Source organism: Pseudonocardia sp. DSM 110487 (genome assembly GCF_019468565.1).
GTDB lineage: Bacteria > Actinomycetota > Actinomycetes > Mycobacteriales > Pseudonocardiaceae > Pseudonocardia.
This window is the reverse complement of the sequence record NZ_CP080521.1, coordinates 9,035,172-9,048,553: the sequence shown is the minus strand read 5'-3', so window position 1 is coordinate 9,048,553 and position 13,382 is coordinate 9,035,172. Positions and strand designations below refer to the sequence as shown.

The window sequence follows — 13,382 nt, the reverse complement described above, 5'->3', positions numbered from 1 at the left end:
GGAGGAAGCATGAGCGGGTTGAGCAAGGGCGAACTGCCGGTCGTCGTCATCGGTGCGGGCCCCGCCGGGTTGGCGGCGGCCGCGCATCTGGTCGGGCGCGGCCTGACCCCGCTGGTGCTGGAAGCCGGGCCGATTGCCGGAGCGGCGGTGCGGGAGTGGCACCACGTGCGGCTGTTCTCCCGGTGGGGCGAGCTCGTCGACCCGGCAGCGGAGAAGCTGCTGGCGCCGACGGGCTGGCAGGCGCCGGACCCGGACGCGTACCCGACCGGGGCGGAGTGGGCGCAGCGGTACCTGCAGCCACTGGCCGACACGCTCGGCGATTCGGTCCGCTTCGGCTCCCGGGTCGTGGGAGTCACCCGGCGCGGGTGGGACCGCGTGGTCGACGCCGCTCGCGGGACCGAGCCCCTGACGGTTCGGGTGCGGACCGCAGGCGGTGAGGAGCGGGTCACCGCTCGGGCGGTGATCGATGCTTCCGGGACGTGGAGCCTGCCCAACCCGCTGGGCGGGGATGGGCTGCCCGCGCTCGGCGAGGACTCTGCCGCGGACCGGATCCGCTACCGGGTGCCGGATCTGACCGATGCGGCCGAACGCGCCCGCTACGCCGGGAAGCGGATCGCCGTTGCCGGCAGCGGGCACTCCGCGCTGACCGCGCTGGTGGCGTTCGCCGAGCTGGCCGAGGACCATCCCGGTATGCACGTGCAGTGGCTGCTGCGCCGTGGCGAGGTCGGCAACACCTTCGGTGGTGGCGAGGCCGATCAGCTGCCCGCCCGTGGCGCGCTGGGCGAACGTGCGGCACGCGCGGCCGCCGCAGGGCACATCACCACGGTGACCGGCTTCCGCACCAGCGCTGTGCAGCGCACCGAGGGCGAGCGAGTCGTGCTGGAGTCGTTCGACGGGACGACCGTGGGTCCGGTCGACGAGGTGGTCGTGCTCACCGGATTCCGACCCGACCTGAGCATCTTGAGCGAGGTTCGCCTCGATCTGGATCCGGTGCTGCAGGCGCCGCGGGCGTTGGCTCCACTGATCGACCCGAACGTGCACTCCTGCGGCACGGTGTACCCGCACGGCGCGGTCGAGCTGGCCCAGCCCGAACCCGACGTCTACCTCGTGGGCATGAAGAGCTACGGGCGCGCCCCCACGTTCCTCTCCCTGACCGGCTACGAGCAGGTCCGTTCGGTCGTCGCGGCGATCGCCGGGGACCGCGAGTCGGCCGAGCGGGTCGAGCTCGTGCTGCCCGAGACCGGTGTCTGCAGCGGCGGTGGCCTGCTCGACGAGCTCGAAGACGAGGGCACGACCGCGGCGGCCGGTGGGTGTTGTGGCCCGTCGGCACCGGTGGCGGTGTCGATCGGGGCGCCGGCCGGTCGCTGACGATCGAGTCCGGATCATGCGATCTGCTCAGGTCGGCGCGACGGGGTCCGAGTCGTTGACGGAATTCGGGCTCCGTCGCGTACTCGTGGTCCTGTGCATCACCCAGATCACGAGCTGGGGCGTTCTCTACTACGCGTTCCCGGTGCTCGCGCCGAGCATCGCGGCCGAGACCGGCTGGTCGATCAGCGCGATCACCGCCGGGTTCTCCACCGGCCTGGTCGTGGCGGCGGCGGCAGGCATTCCGGCCGGGCGGTGGCTGGACCGGTGGGGGCCGCGTCCGATCATGACGGTCGGCTCCGTACTGGGTGCGCCTGCTGTGCTCGGGATCGCGTCGGCGCCGACGCTGCCGTGGTATTTCGTCGCGTGGATCGTGGCCGGGGTGTCGATGGCCGGCGTGCTGTACCAACCCGCCTTCGCCGCGCTGACCCGGTGGTGGGGACCGCGCCGGGTCACCGCGTTGACCGGACTCACCCTGCTCGCCGGCCTGGCCAGCACGATCTTCGCGCCCATCACCGCGGCACTGGTCGAGCACCTCGACTGGCGGCGGACCTACGTGGTCCTTGCGGTCGTGCTGGCCGTCGTCACGATCCCGGCCCACTTCCTCGGGCTACGCGGCCGGTGGCCGGACCCCGAGCCCGCCGCGGGGGCGCACCGCGACCCGGGGGCGATCGCACGCAGTCGGCCGTTCGTCCTGCTGGTGATCGCCGTCGCCCTCGCGACGTTCAGTGCCTTCGCCGTCGTGGTCAACCAGGTGCCGTTGCTGATCGAACGCGGCCTGTCCGCCACCACCGCAGCCTGGGCGCTCGGCCTCGGCGGCCTGGGGCAGGTCATCGGACGACTCGGCTACAGCCGGCTGAGCCGCACCACCGGCGTCCGGGCGCGAGGAGTGATCATCCTCGCACTCGGCGCGGTCACGACCGCGTTGCTCGCGCTCCTGCCCGGCCCCGCCGTACTTCTCGTGGCCATCGCGATGCTCGCAGGCGCGGCGCGGGGCGTGTTCACGCTGCTCCAGGCCACTGCGATCAGCGACCGGTGGGGCTCGACGCACTACGGCCGGCTCGGCGGGCTGCTCACCGCACCGGCGATGCTCGCCACCGCCCTCGCCCCGTGGGTAGGCGCAGCCCTCGCCGAAGCCTTCGGTGGCTACCCGCCGGTCTTCGCCGTCCTCGCGGTGCTCGCTGCTGCCGCCGCCGCGCTCGCCGCCGGAACCATCCCATCCGCTCGCGGCAGGCCGGCCGAGCGCTTCGGTCCGAGGCCTTGACTTCGAAGATCCGCTCAGTGACCATTGAGTCAATGGGTACTGACCGGATCGATCTGTCGGCTCGCGCAGCGATCCACGCCGCGTTGGGCGACCCGGGGCGGCTCGCGATCGTCGACGCCCTTGTGCTCGGCGAGGCGTCACCGTCGGAGCTGCAGAAGCTGCTGGACATGCCGTCCAACCTGATGGCCCACCACGTGCGGGTACTGGAGAAGGCCGGCGTCGTCGCCCGGCATCGCTCCGAGGGCGACCGCCGCCGCACCTATCTCGCGCTCGCGCCAGGTGCGTTCGACGCGCTTCGTCCCACCGTGGTGCGGAACGCGGTGCGGGTGGTGTTCGTGTGCACGGAGAACTCGGCGCGCTCCCAGCTCGCGGCCGCGTTGTGGGCGGGCGAGAGCCCGGTTCCGGCCACCTCGGCGGGCACCCGCCCAGCCCGCGCGGTACACCCGGGCGCGGTGGACGTGGCGCGTCGGCGCAGGGTCCCGCTCGCCACCGCCACTCCGCGGCACGTCGACGAGGTGCTCCAGGATGACGACTTCGTGATCACGGTCTGCGACTCCGCGCACGAGGAGCTCGGGGCAGGCGTCAACCGGCTGCACTGGTCGGTCCCGGACCCGGCGCGCAGCGGCGAGAACGCCGCGTTCGACCGTGCCGTCGACGATCTCACCGACCGCGTCACGCGGCTCGCACCCGCGATTCGGCCCGCCAGGTAATCCCAGACGGCCTCGGGCGGTGTTCCGGACCGCGTGCATGCACGCGGAGCGCGACTCGCCGGAGGTCAGCGGCGGCGGCGCAGGGCGATGCCGCCGATGACCATCCCCGTCACCGCGATCGCGCCGAGGCTGATCGGGAGCAGCGGGGGAACGGGTCTGAGGGCGAGGGCGACCGCCACGGTGTCCGGCACCGGAGGTGCCGGAGGCGGGGCCGGTGCGGCGTCCACCAGCGTGCCGAGGGCGGGGGTGGTGGCAGGCAGGTCGAATCCCCAGTCGAGGAGGGCGGCGCCCTGCTTCCACATCGGCGTGGGGGTCTGTTCGCCCCGCATCAGCGCCACGACGAGGCGCCGCCCGCCCCGGCCGGCCGCGGCGACGAGCGTGTGCCGGGCGGCCTCGGTGAAGCCGGTCTTGCCGCCGATCGTGCCCTCGTAGTGGGCGAGCAGCTTGCTGCTGTTGTAGAGCACGAACCCGGGGTGGTCGGCGTAGCCGGGGAACGGGATCGAGCGCAGGCCGGTCGTCTCCGCGAACAGCGGTTCGCGCAGTGCCACCCGGAACAGCAGAGCGAGGTCGTACGCCGAGCTCGCCATGCCCGGCCCGTCGAGCCCCGACGGGGTGGCGGGGCGCGTGTCGAGCGCGCCCAGCTCATGGGCGACGTCGGCCATCCTGGCGACCGTGGGACCGTCGCCTCCCATCGCGCGGGCCAGTGCCTGCGCGGTGTCGTTGCCGGAGTTGAGCAGCAGCCCCGCGAGCAGCTGGCGCACGGTGTACTGCCCGCCGGGCCCGATGCCTGCCTTGCTGCCGTCGATGGCCTGGTCCTCCGCCGTGCCCTGGACGACCTGGTCCGGGTTCAGCGATCGCACCGCGGTGAGCGCGGTGAGCACCTTGAGGGTGGACGCGGGGCGGTGCCGGGCGTGCGGGGCCCGCGCGGCGAGCACGGCGCCGGTGTCGAGGTCGGCGAGCACCCACGAGGCGGCCGTCAGCTCGGGGCCGCCGACTGGGCCGATCTCGTCGCACGCGCCCATCCCCGGCCCACCCACGGGCTCGGGAGGCCACGGCACCGGGGCGAGTGGCGGGTCCGCCTTCTCGTCGTCCACTGGCGGGCCGGGCGGGACCTCCTGGCCCGCGCAGCCGATCGTCACGCTCGTCACCGGCTGCGGTTTCGCGACCGTCACGGCCGGGCACGCCAGTGCGAGCACCAGCGTCACTGCCGTGACCCATCGCACGTCATCGACTGTAGGTCGGTGCCGGCCGCACGCGCCGAGCGAGAGACGAAATGATCATCTAATGGGGGACGCGCTCGGCCGGTCACGCTCCGGAGTCGACGATTCGGTCACGCCCAGCGGTCGATCATGTGAACAGCCGCGAGCCTCGGATACGGTTCCCCACCGTCGTCCCGGGCCGGAACAGGAGAGGTCTCCCTTGCGGATCAGTCGAGGATTCGTGCTGGCAGCCGCCGTGCTGACCAGCGCTCTGGTGGTGACGGGCTGCGCTCGCGACACCGGCACCCCGCAGCAGGGCGGTGGCGGCGCTGCCGGCACCGAGTGCACCCGCAATCCCGCCCCGGCCGCTGCGGGCGGCGCCGCCGCCACCCCGGCGCCGATCGCCCCGAACGCCGACGCCAGCGCGCTGAAGGTGGGGCTGGCCTACGACATCGGTGGGCGCGGCGACCTGTCGTTCAACGACTCGGCGGCCGCCGGGCTCGAGAAGGCGATCAGCGACCTCGGACTGCAGCAGGCCAACACGCGTGAGCTCGCCGCCGCCGAGAACGAGAGCGAGGACGCGGCGGCCACCCGACTGCGCCAGCTCGTCGCCGACGGCTTCAACCCGATCATCGCGGTGGGCTTCAAGTACGCGACTGCCCTGCAGACCGTCGCCACGGAGAACCCGAACGTGCAGTTCGCGATCGTGGACGACGCCACGGTCGAGCTGCCGAACGTCACCCCGTTGGTGTTCGCAGAGGAGCAGGGCTCGTTCCTCGTGGGCGCCGCGGCTGCGTTGAAGACCACGTCCTGCCAGATCGGCTTCGTGGGTGGCGTCGACGTGCCGCTGATCCACAAGTTCGAGGCTGGCTACGTGGCGGGCGCCAAGGCGGTGGCCCCGAACATCCAGGTCGACGTCGACTACATCAGCCCCGCCGGTGACTTCTCCGGCTTCAACGACTCCGCCCGCGGCACCGAGGTGGCGCGCGGCCAGCTCGACGGTGGGGCCGACATCGTCTACCAGGCCGCGGGTGCCTCCGGCCAGGGCGTGTTCGAGGCCGTGAACGCGGCGACCCAGCCGGACGCGCAAAAGCTCGCGATCGGCGTCGACTCCGACCAGTACAACACCGTCGCGCCGCCGGTCAACGAGGTGATCATGACCTCGATGCTCAAGCGCGTCGACGTCGCGGTGTTCAACTACATCAACGCGGTGGCGGCAGGCGACACGAGCGTCCTACCGGAGGCGTTCGACCTCTCCGTGGACGGCGTGGGCTACTCCACGTCGGGCGGCAAGATCGACGACATCGCCGACCAGCTGGACGCCTACAAGGCCGCGATCATCAGCGGCGAGATCAACGTGCCCGGCGAGCGGCAGTAACACGGCATGTTGCCGTGAGGCACCATCGGGGGCCGGGTCCGCACGGATCCCGGCCCCCGTGCCGTATATCCCCGGAAGGCTGGAGGGAATGGCCGTAGCCGAGACGTCGACCAAGACGTCGCCACCGCGCGGCGAGTACGCCGTCGAGCTCGCGGGGATCACCAAGCGCTTCCCCGGCGTGGTCGCCAACAGCGACATCTCGCTGCAGGTGCGCCGCGGCGAGGTGCACGCCCTGTGCGGGGAGAACGGGGCGGGCAAGTCCACCCTGATGAAGATCCTCTACGGGATGCAGCAGCCCGACGAGGGCACCATCTCCGTGGACGGCGATGCGGTGCACTTCCGGTCGCCCGCCGACGCGATCAACGCCGGCATCGGCATGGTGCACCAGCACTTCATGCTGGCCGACAACCTCACCGTCGCCGAGAACATCCTGCTCGGCGCGGAGGCGCTGCACGGCATGGGTGCGGCGGCCCGGCAGCGCATCGCCGAGCTCGAGAGCACGGTCGGCCTGCGGGCCGGGCCGGACATGCTCGTCGAACGGCTCGGCGTCGCCGACCGGCAGCGCGTCGAGATCCTCAAGGTGCTCTACCGCGGCGCGCGCACGGTGATCCTGGACGAGCCGACGGCGGTGCTGGTGCCGCAGGAGGTCGACGAGCTGTTCGACACGCTGCGCACGATGCGGGCGGAGGGGTTCACGTTCGTCTTCATCTCGCACAAGCTCGACGAGGTGCGGGCCATCGCCGACACCGTCACGGTCATCCGCCGCGGGATGGTCGTCGGCAGCGCCGACCCGAAGACGGTGACGACCCGTCAGCTCGCGGAGATGATGGTCGGCAGCGAGCTGCCGAGCCCCGAGACGCGGGAGTCCACCGTCACCGACCGTGACGTCCTGCGGGTCACCGGGCTCACCCTCGGCGCCGAGGGCGGCGGTCGCCCGGTGCTCGACGGGGTGGACCTCGTGGTGCGGGCCGGCGAGGTGCTCGGGATCGCCGGCGTCGAGGGCAACGGGCAGACCGAGCTCGTCGAGACGATCATGGGGATGCGCCGGGCGAGCGGCGGCACGGTCGTGCTCGCGGGCCGGGACATCACCCGCGCCCACACGCTGCGACGCCGCGAGGCGGGCATCGGCTACGTGCCGGAGGACCGCACCCGACACGGGCTGCTCGCCACCCAGCCGCTGTGGGTCAACCGGATCCTCGGCTACCAGAGCCGCAGGCCGGTGGCCTCGCGCGGGCTGCTCGACCGTGCGGCGGCGCGACGCGACACCGAGCGCATCGTCCGGGAGTTCGACGTGCGCACGCCCGGCGTCGACGTTGCGGCGGCCGCCCTGTCCGGCGGCAACCAGCAGAAGCTGGTGGTGGGCCGGGAGCTCTCCGGCGACCCCGTACTGCTCATCGCCGCCCACCCCACCCGAGGCGTGGACGTCGGCGCGCAGGCCGGGATCTGGGACGTGCTGCGGCATGCACGGGTCCGCGGCCTCGCGGTGCTCCTCGTGAGCGCCGACCTCGACGAGCTGATCGGGCTGTCGGACACGATCAAGGTGATGTTGCGAGGACGGCTCGTCGCCGACGCCGACCCGGCCACCGTCACACCCGAGGAGCTGGGCGCCGCGATGACCGGCGCCGATGCGGAGGGCGCCGCGTGACCCGCATCCGGACGGTGCTGCTGCCACCAGTGCTGGCGATCGTCTTCGCCGCGCTGCTGTGCGCGGTGGCGCTGCTCATCAACGGCGACTCGCCGTTCACGGCCCTGCGGGTGATGGTCACCCAGGTCGGCGAGGGCACCACCGCCGTCGACATCATCAACAGCGGGGCGATCTACTACATCGCAGGGCTCGCCGTGGCCATCGGCTTCCAGATGAAGCTGTTCAACATCGGCATCGAGGGCCAGTTCCGGCTCGCGGCCTGCGTGGCCGCGATCGTCGGCGGGGCGCTCTCGCTGCCGCCGGTGGTGCACACGTTCGTGATCATCCTGGTCGGCGCGGCGGTGGGGGCGCTCTGGGCGTCCGTACCGGCGCTGCTGAAGGCATACCGCGGCGTGCACGAGGTCATCGCGTCGATCATGATGAACTTCATCGCGACCGGCCTCATCGCGTACCTGATCAGCACCGACGGGTTCGGTGTGCTGCGGGGCAACAACATCTCGACGGACCCGATCGACCCGACAGGGCACTTCGCCGGCATCTCGTTCGGGGCGAGCGGGACGATCTTCGGGTTCGTGTTCGTCGCGGCTGCGCTCGGCCTGGCCTACGGGTTCATGCTGAACCGCACGCGCTTCGGGTTCGAGCTGAAGGCGTCGGGCGAATCGCCCACAGCGGCCGCCGCGGGCGGGGTGGACGCTCGCCGGATGGTGATAGTGGCGCTGTTGCTCTCGGGCGCGATGGCCGGACTCGTCGGCCTGCCCGAGCTGCTCGGCCGCGACCACGCCTACACGCTCACCTCGCCCGCGGGCTACGGGTTCACCGGGATCGCCGTGGCGCTCCTCGGGCGCAACCACCCGCTGGGCATCGCCCTCGGCGCACTGCTCTGGGCGTTCCTGGACAAGTCGGCGCTGGCACTGGACAACGTCGGGGTGCCGCGCGAGATCGTGCTGATCATGCAGGGATCGGTGGTGCTCTCCGTGATCGTCGCCTACGAGATCGTGCGCCGCTACGAGCTCGCGGCCGAGCAGCGGCGGGTCGCCGCCCAGCTGCGGGCCTCGGCGGGCGTACCGGCGGAGGTGGCGTCATGACAGCGGTCGAGACGACACCGGCGCCCGCCCCGCAGGTCCGGAACGGGCGGCGGCTGCCCGGTTGGGCGCGCGCGGCGATCGTCGTCGCGATCGGTGTGGGCATCCTGGCGATCACGACGACGCTCACCGGCCAGTACCAGCTGACCTCCAGCGGCACGACCCAGGCCGCCGTCCGGCTGCTGCTGCCGATCCTCTTCGCCGCGCTCGGAGGGCTGTGGGCCGAGCGCTCGGGGATCATCAACATCGGGCTCGAGGGCATGATGATCCTCGGCACGTGGGGTGCGGCTTGGGCCGGGTTCTACGGGGGGCCGTGGGCCGCGGTGATCGGTGGGCTCGTGTTCGGCGCGCTGGGCGGTCTGCTGCACGCAGTGGCCACGGTGTCGTTCGGCGTCAACCACATCGTGTCCGGCGTCGCGATCACGCTGCTCGGGATGGGCATCACGCAGTACCTCGCCCAGCTGATCTTCGTGCCGCTCTCCCGGAACCCGCGGCAGTCGCCGCGCATCGAGGGGTTCGAGACGTTCTCGATCCAGCCGCTCGCCGACTGGCTCTCCGCCCTCGAGCGCGAGCAACGGGTGTTGCTCTCCGACGCTGCGGGGCTGCTGGGCGGGCTCGTGTCCGGGCTGACCCCGCTCGTCGTGCTCGGGTTCCTGCTCGTGCCCGTGAGCTACTACGTGCTGTGGCGCACGCGGTTCGGGCTGCGACTGCGCTCGTGCGGGGAGAACCCGGTGGCCGCCGAGTCGCTCGGCGTGCAGGTGTTCACCTACAAGTACCTCGCGGTGATCATCTCGGGCGCGTTCGCCGGGCTCGGTGGTGCCGCGCTCACGCTCAACCCGGGTCAGCTCGGATACCTGGAGGGTCAGACCGGCGGACGAGGGTACATCGGCCTGGCCGCGATGATCTTCGGCAACTGGCGGCCGGGTGGCCTGCTCGCCGGTTCGGCGCTGTTCGGGTACGTCGACGGCGTGCAGCTGCGCGCAGGCGGTGAGGCCGTGCACGCGCTGCTCTACGCCACCACGATCCTCGCGGTGATCGTCGCGGTGTTCTGGGCGGTGCGGCGGCACTGGCGCTCCGCCGTCGTCGCGCTGGCCGCAGGCGTCGTCGTCTACGTCGTGTACTGGGCGATCCCCGAGGTGCCGAGCGAGTTCGCCTCCTACGCGCCGCAGCTGGTGACGCTGCTCGTGCTCGCGGTGGCCTCGCAACGGCTGCGGCCACCTGCCGCGATCGGACTCGAGTACCGGCGGGGTGAAGGTGACTGACCTGGACTGGCCGGCCCTGCGCGACGCCGCCGTCGCGGCCGCGGCGTCGGCCTACGCGCCGTACTCCCGCCTGCACGTCGGTGCCGCCGCGCTCTGCGACGACGGGCGCGTCGTCACCGGGTGCAACGTGGAGAACGCCTCGTACGGCCTCGGGCTGTGCGCCGAATGCACGATGGCGGGGCAGCTGCGCCTCACCGGTGGCGGCCGCTTCACGGCGGTGGCCTGCCGATCCGGAACCGGAGACCTGCTCATGCCGTGCGGCCGCTGCCGCCAGGTGCTCTACGAGTTCGGCGGTCCCGACTGCCTGCTGGACACGCCGCGAGGCATCCTCCCGCTGAGCGAGGTCCTCCCGGACGCGTTCGGCCCCGAGGACCTACCCGCCTGAATCGGAATAGGGTCGGGCCGTGAACGCGATCGATGTGATCGTCGCCAAGCGCGACCGTGCCCGGCTGACCGACGAGCAGATCGACTGGATCGTCGACGCCTACACGCGCGGGGCCGTCGCCGACGAGCAGATGGCGGCGCTCGCGATGGCGATCCTGCTCAACGGGATGGACGGCGGCGAGATCGCCCGCTGGACCCAGGCGATGATCGACTCCGGCGAGGTGCTGGCGTTCCGGGACGTCGGGCGGCCGCTGGTGGACAAGCACTCCACAGGAGGGGTCGGCGACAAGATCACGTTGCCGCTCGCCCCGCTCGTGGCCGCGTGCGGGGCGGCGGTGCCGCAGCTGTCCGGGCGCGGGCTCGGGCACACCGGTGGCACGCTCGACAAGCTGGAGGCGATCCCCGGCTGGCGGGCGTCGCTGACGGAGGAGGAGATCGCGGCGCAGCTCGCCGACGTGGGCGCGGTGATCTGCGCGACCACGCCGACGCTCGCGCCCGCCGACCGCAAGCTCTACGCGCTGCGCGACGTCACGGGCACGGTCGAGTCGATCCCGCTGATCGCCAGCTCGATCATGAGCAAGAAGATCGCAGAGGGCACCGACGGGCTCGTGCTCGACGTCAAGGTCGGTTCCGGGGCGTTCATGAAGACGCCGGAGCGTGCGCGGGAGCTCGCCGAGACGATGGTCGCGATCGGATCGGCGCACGGCCTCGCGACCACCGCCCTGCTCACCGACATGTCGGTGCCCCTCGGGCGGGCGGTGGGCAACGCGCTGGAGGTGGCCGAGTCCGTCGAGGTGCTGCGCGGGGGCGGCCCGGCCGACGTCGTGGAGCTGACCGTGGCGCTGGCCCGGGAGATGCTCACGCTCGCCGCCATCACCGACGTCGACCCGGCGCAGGTGCTCGCGTCCGGAAAAGCCCACGAGGTGTGGGAGCGGATGATCGCCGCGCAGGGCGGCGACCCGGGCGCCCCGCTGCCCGTCGCCTCCCACGTCGAGGAACTCGTGGCCGACAGGTCCGGGGTGCTCACCCGCCTCGACGCCTACGCCGTCGGAGTGGCGGCATGGCGGCTCGGGGCCGGCCGGGCCCGCAAGGAGGACGCGGTGCAGGCCGCAGCGGGCGTCCGCCTGCTGGCCGGAGTCGGGGACGCGGTCGAGGCCGGACAGCCGGTGCTGGAGCTGCACACCGACACCCCCGGCGCGGTCGCAGGCGCTCGTGCGGCGCTGGACGGGGGTGTGCTGGTCTCGGACGAGCCGGCGCCCCGCCCCGCTCTGCTCCTGGAGACCCTGAGGTCCGCCTGACACCGGGTCCGCGGCGTCAGTCCGCTGCGGCCGGTTCCGTCGGGGCCAGGACGTGCCGGGCCTGCATCAGGGCGAAGCCGAGCAGGTTCCGTCCTGGCCACTCGGCGGGCCTGCGGGCGCGAGGGTCGTCGGCTGCGAGGCCGATGCCCCAGACCGCGTCAAGGGGGCTCGCTTCGACGAGCACGGCGTCGCCGGTACCGACCAGGTAGTCCCGCAGCTGAGGGTCCTGCCCGAACTTCGCCGTGCTGCCCCGCACGACGATGTCGAACGCGGCCGCATCCCAGCGGTCGCCGTCGAAGCCCCGCACGGACCGGCCGAGCGCCTTCGCCTCCTTCGGCGACGCCGCAGCGAGAACGGCGGCGGCGCTGCGCTCGTCGCCGAACAGCCGCGCCTTCTCGGCCATCATCCAGTGCTCCGCGGTCCGGTAGAGAACACCGTCGACGGTGAACGGGGCGGGCCACCACTGCGACAGGCAGCTCGGCCCGGGCCGCCCGGAGGGGTGCGGCCGGTGCCCCCAGAAGAACAGGTACTCGACCGGCTTCCCGGCGGCGGTGTACGTGACGAGCTCGTCGACGGTCCGGATCATGCCGTGCACCCTGCCCCGGACCGAGGTGCCTGCGCCACCGGGTTGGAACGCCAGCAAGGTGGCCATACCGGCTTCACGCGGCAGTACGGCCACCTTGCCGGCGCTACAAGGGGCGGACCTCAGTCGTCGGGGTCGTCGGTCACCGTGTCGTGGGCGGAGGCGCCGTTCGGGCTCTTCACCGTGACCTTGCTGCGGTTGCGCCGCGGGGTCTGGCGGGGCGGGGGCGGCGGCATCTGGTGCACCGACGGGCCGCGGCCGAGGATGAGCTCGGCGAACGTGGCCATGGCCTCGTCCAGCTGGCCCGCGTTGCGCCGCTCCGACTCGGCGTTGGCGCGCTCCACGAGCGAGCGAAGCGAGCTGGTGTCCGGCCGCTCCACGATCGCGGCGTCGAGCTTGCCGAGCTTCTCGTCGATGGTGCCGCCGAGGTTGCCGAGGCGCCCGGACATGCCGTCCTCGATCGCGTCGAGGCGGGCGGCCAGGTTCTCGAGACGCTTCTCGAGGCCGTTGAGCGGCTCCGTCGGGTCGACGGCGGGGCGGGCGGCCAGGTCCTCCAGCCTGCGGTGCAGGCCGACGCTGGTGTCGCCGAGCAGGTTGCGCAGGCCCTCGCCGGACTCGTCCACGGAGCGGATGGCGTTGTCGAGCTGCTCGCGGACGAGGCGTTCGATCCCGTCGACGCGCTCCTTGATCGGCGCGCCAACCGAGGACGGCATGGCGTCGAGGCGCATCTCGTGCCGGTCGAGGCGGTTGTCGAGGTCGTCGAGGCGCTTGTGCAGGCCACCGAGGCGGTCGTCCAGCCCGTCCATGCGTCCGGAGACGCCCTCGAGGCGGCCTGCCATCCCGTCGAGGCGGCCGTCGAGCTGCGCGATCGGCTTCGCCAGCTTGTCCGGCATCGCCTCGACCGCCCGCAGGACGGACGCGATCGAGGCGTCCTGAGCGTCGAGCTTGGCGACCGTCTCGTCGAGGCGCTCGGCGAGGACGCTGACCTCGGTGCGATCGGGGAGCTCGGTGAGGCGCTTGCGCACCGTGCCGAGGGCGTCAAGGGCCGCGAGCCGCGCGTGGATCTCGTCGAGCGAGTCGAAGATCTGCTGCTGCTCGCTGTCGCGGATCTCCGCTGCGCGCATCAGCATCCCGCGCATGCGGTCGAACGAGAGGGTGGAGTCATTGCTCATGGCGGCGGGGAGCTTCCTCTGAGCCGGACATCGGGTGGTG

General features: G+C 72.5%; 12 protein-coding genes. 9 read left to right on the top strand and 3 right to left on the bottom strand.

All coding sequences use genetic code 11. The features are described from left to right. The first annotated feature begins 9 nt into the window (after window positions 1-9). Genes K1T35_RS42495 through K1T35_RS42485 form a run of 3 tightly spaced genes read left to right on the top strand, consistent with a single transcriptional unit; the run spans window position 10 to window position 3,339 of the window. A complete protein-coding gene (locus tag K1T35_RS42495) occupies window positions 10-1,368 on the top strand; it encodes an NAD(P)-binding domain-containing protein (RefSeq protein WP_220257312.1) in 1,359 nt (452 codons plus the stop codon). Between the two features lie 16 nt (window positions 1,369-1,384). Further along, a complete protein-coding gene (locus tag K1T35_RS42490; RefSeq protein WP_220257311.1) occupies window positions 1,385-2,629 on the top strand; it encodes an MFS transporter in 1,245 nt (414 codons plus the stop codon). 32 nt (window positions 2,630-2,661) lie between these two features. Further along, a complete protein-coding gene (locus K1T35_RS42485) occupies window positions 2,662-3,339 on the top strand; it encodes a helix-turn-helix domain-containing protein (protein WP_220257310.1) in 678 nt (225 codons plus the stop codon). A 65-nt stretch (window positions 3,340-3,404) separates the two neighbouring features. Here K1T35_RS42485 and K1T35_RS42480 read toward each other — a convergent pair whose 3' ends face one another. Next, window positions 3,405-4,562 (bottom strand): D-alanyl-D-alanine carboxypeptidase family protein, encoded by a 1,158-nt coding sequence (locus K1T35_RS42480; RefSeq protein WP_220257309.1) that lies wholly within the window; start codon window positions 4,560-4,562, stop codon window positions 3,405-3,407. 217 nt (window positions 4,563-4,779) lie between these two features. Between K1T35_RS42480 and K1T35_RS42475 the strand changes: the two genes are divergently transcribed. The 6 genes from K1T35_RS42475 (at window position 4,780) to K1T35_RS42450 (ending at window position 11,587) form a co-directional block, all read left to right on the top strand. Next, window positions 4,780-5,916: a BMP family protein gene (locus K1T35_RS42475; protein ID WP_255621298.1), complete on the top strand. Its 1,137-nt coding sequence runs from the start codon at window positions 4,780-4,782 to the stop codon at window positions 5,914-5,916. A gap of 88 nt (window positions 5,917-6,004) precedes the next feature. Continuing rightward, entirely contained in the window at window positions 6,005-7,561 is a 1,557-nt protein-coding gene (locus tag K1T35_RS42470; protein WP_220257308.1) for an ABC transporter ATP-binding protein, read from the top strand. Further along, window positions 7,558-8,646: an ABC transporter permease gene (locus tag K1T35_RS42465; RefSeq protein ID WP_220257307.1), complete on the top strand. Its 1,089-nt coding sequence runs from the start codon at window positions 7,558-7,560 to the stop codon at window positions 8,644-8,646. The genes K1T35_RS42470 and K1T35_RS42465 overlap by 4 nt, the downstream gene beginning before the upstream one ends. Further along, on the top strand, window positions 8,643-9,905 hold the full coding sequence (locus K1T35_RS42460; protein ID WP_220257306.1) for an ABC transporter permease: 1,263 nt from the start codon (window positions 8,643-8,645) through the stop codon (window positions 9,903-9,905). The genes K1T35_RS42465 and K1T35_RS42460 overlap by 4 nt, the downstream gene beginning before the upstream one ends. 1 nt (window position 9,906) lies before the next feature. Next, on the top strand, window positions 9,907-10,290 hold the full coding sequence (locus K1T35_RS42455; protein ID WP_370645540.1) for a cytidine deaminase: 384 nt from the start codon (window positions 9,907-9,909) through the stop codon (window positions 10,288-10,290). Window positions 10,291-10,309: 19 nt separating this feature from the next. Beyond that, complete coding sequence (locus K1T35_RS42450; RefSeq protein WP_220257304.1) at window positions 10,310-11,587, top strand: thymidine phosphorylase; 1,278 nt, start codon at window positions 10,310-10,312, stop codon at window positions 11,585-11,587. Between the two features lie 16 nt (window positions 11,588-11,603). On the opposite strand, the gene K1T35_RS42445 is transcribed toward K1T35_RS42450, so the two are convergent. Then, the gene (locus tag K1T35_RS42445; RefSeq protein WP_370645248.1) at window positions 11,604-12,239 is read right to left on the bottom strand and encodes an NADAR family protein; all 636 of its coding nucleotides are present in this window, start codon (window positions 12,237-12,239) and stop codon (window positions 11,604-11,606) included. A 53-nt stretch (window positions 12,240-12,292) separates the two neighbouring features. Next, entirely contained in the window at window positions 12,293-13,342 is a 1,050-nt protein-coding gene (locus K1T35_RS42440; RefSeq protein ID WP_220257303.1) for a PA containing protein, read from the bottom strand. Window positions 13,343-13,382: the final 40 nt, after the last annotated feature.

What these genes read in the sequence shown, in the direction of transcription:
- K1T35_RS42460 (WP_220257306.1), top strand. Translation starts at nt 8,643, where the DNA reads ATGACAGCGGTCGAGACGACACCGGCGCCCGCCCCGCAGGTCCGGAAC.
- K1T35_RS42495 (WP_220257312.1), top strand. Translation starts at nt 10, where the DNA reads ATGAGCGGGTTGAGCAAGGGCGAACTGCCGGTCGTCGTCATCGGTGCG.
- K1T35_RS42440 (WP_220257303.1), bottom strand. Translation starts at nt 13,342, where the DNA reads ATGAGCAATGACTCCACCCTCTCGTTCGACCGCATGCGCGGGATGCTG.
- K1T35_RS42485 (WP_220257310.1), top strand. Translation starts at nt 2,662, where the DNA reads ATGGGTACTGACCGGATCGATCTGTCGGCTCGCGCAGCGATCCACGCC.
- K1T35_RS42490 (WP_220257311.1), top strand. Translation starts at nt 1,385, where the DNA reads ATGCGATCTGCTCAGGTCGGCGCGACGGGGTCCGAGTCGTTGACGGAA.
- K1T35_RS42445 (WP_370645248.1), bottom strand. Translation starts at nt 12,239, where the DNA reads ATGGCCACCTTGCTGGCGTTCCAACCCGGTGGCGCAGGCACCTCGGTC.
- K1T35_RS42470 (WP_220257308.1), top strand. Translation starts at nt 6,005, where the DNA reads ATGGCCGTAGCCGAGACGTCGACCAAGACGTCGCCACCGCGCGGCGAG.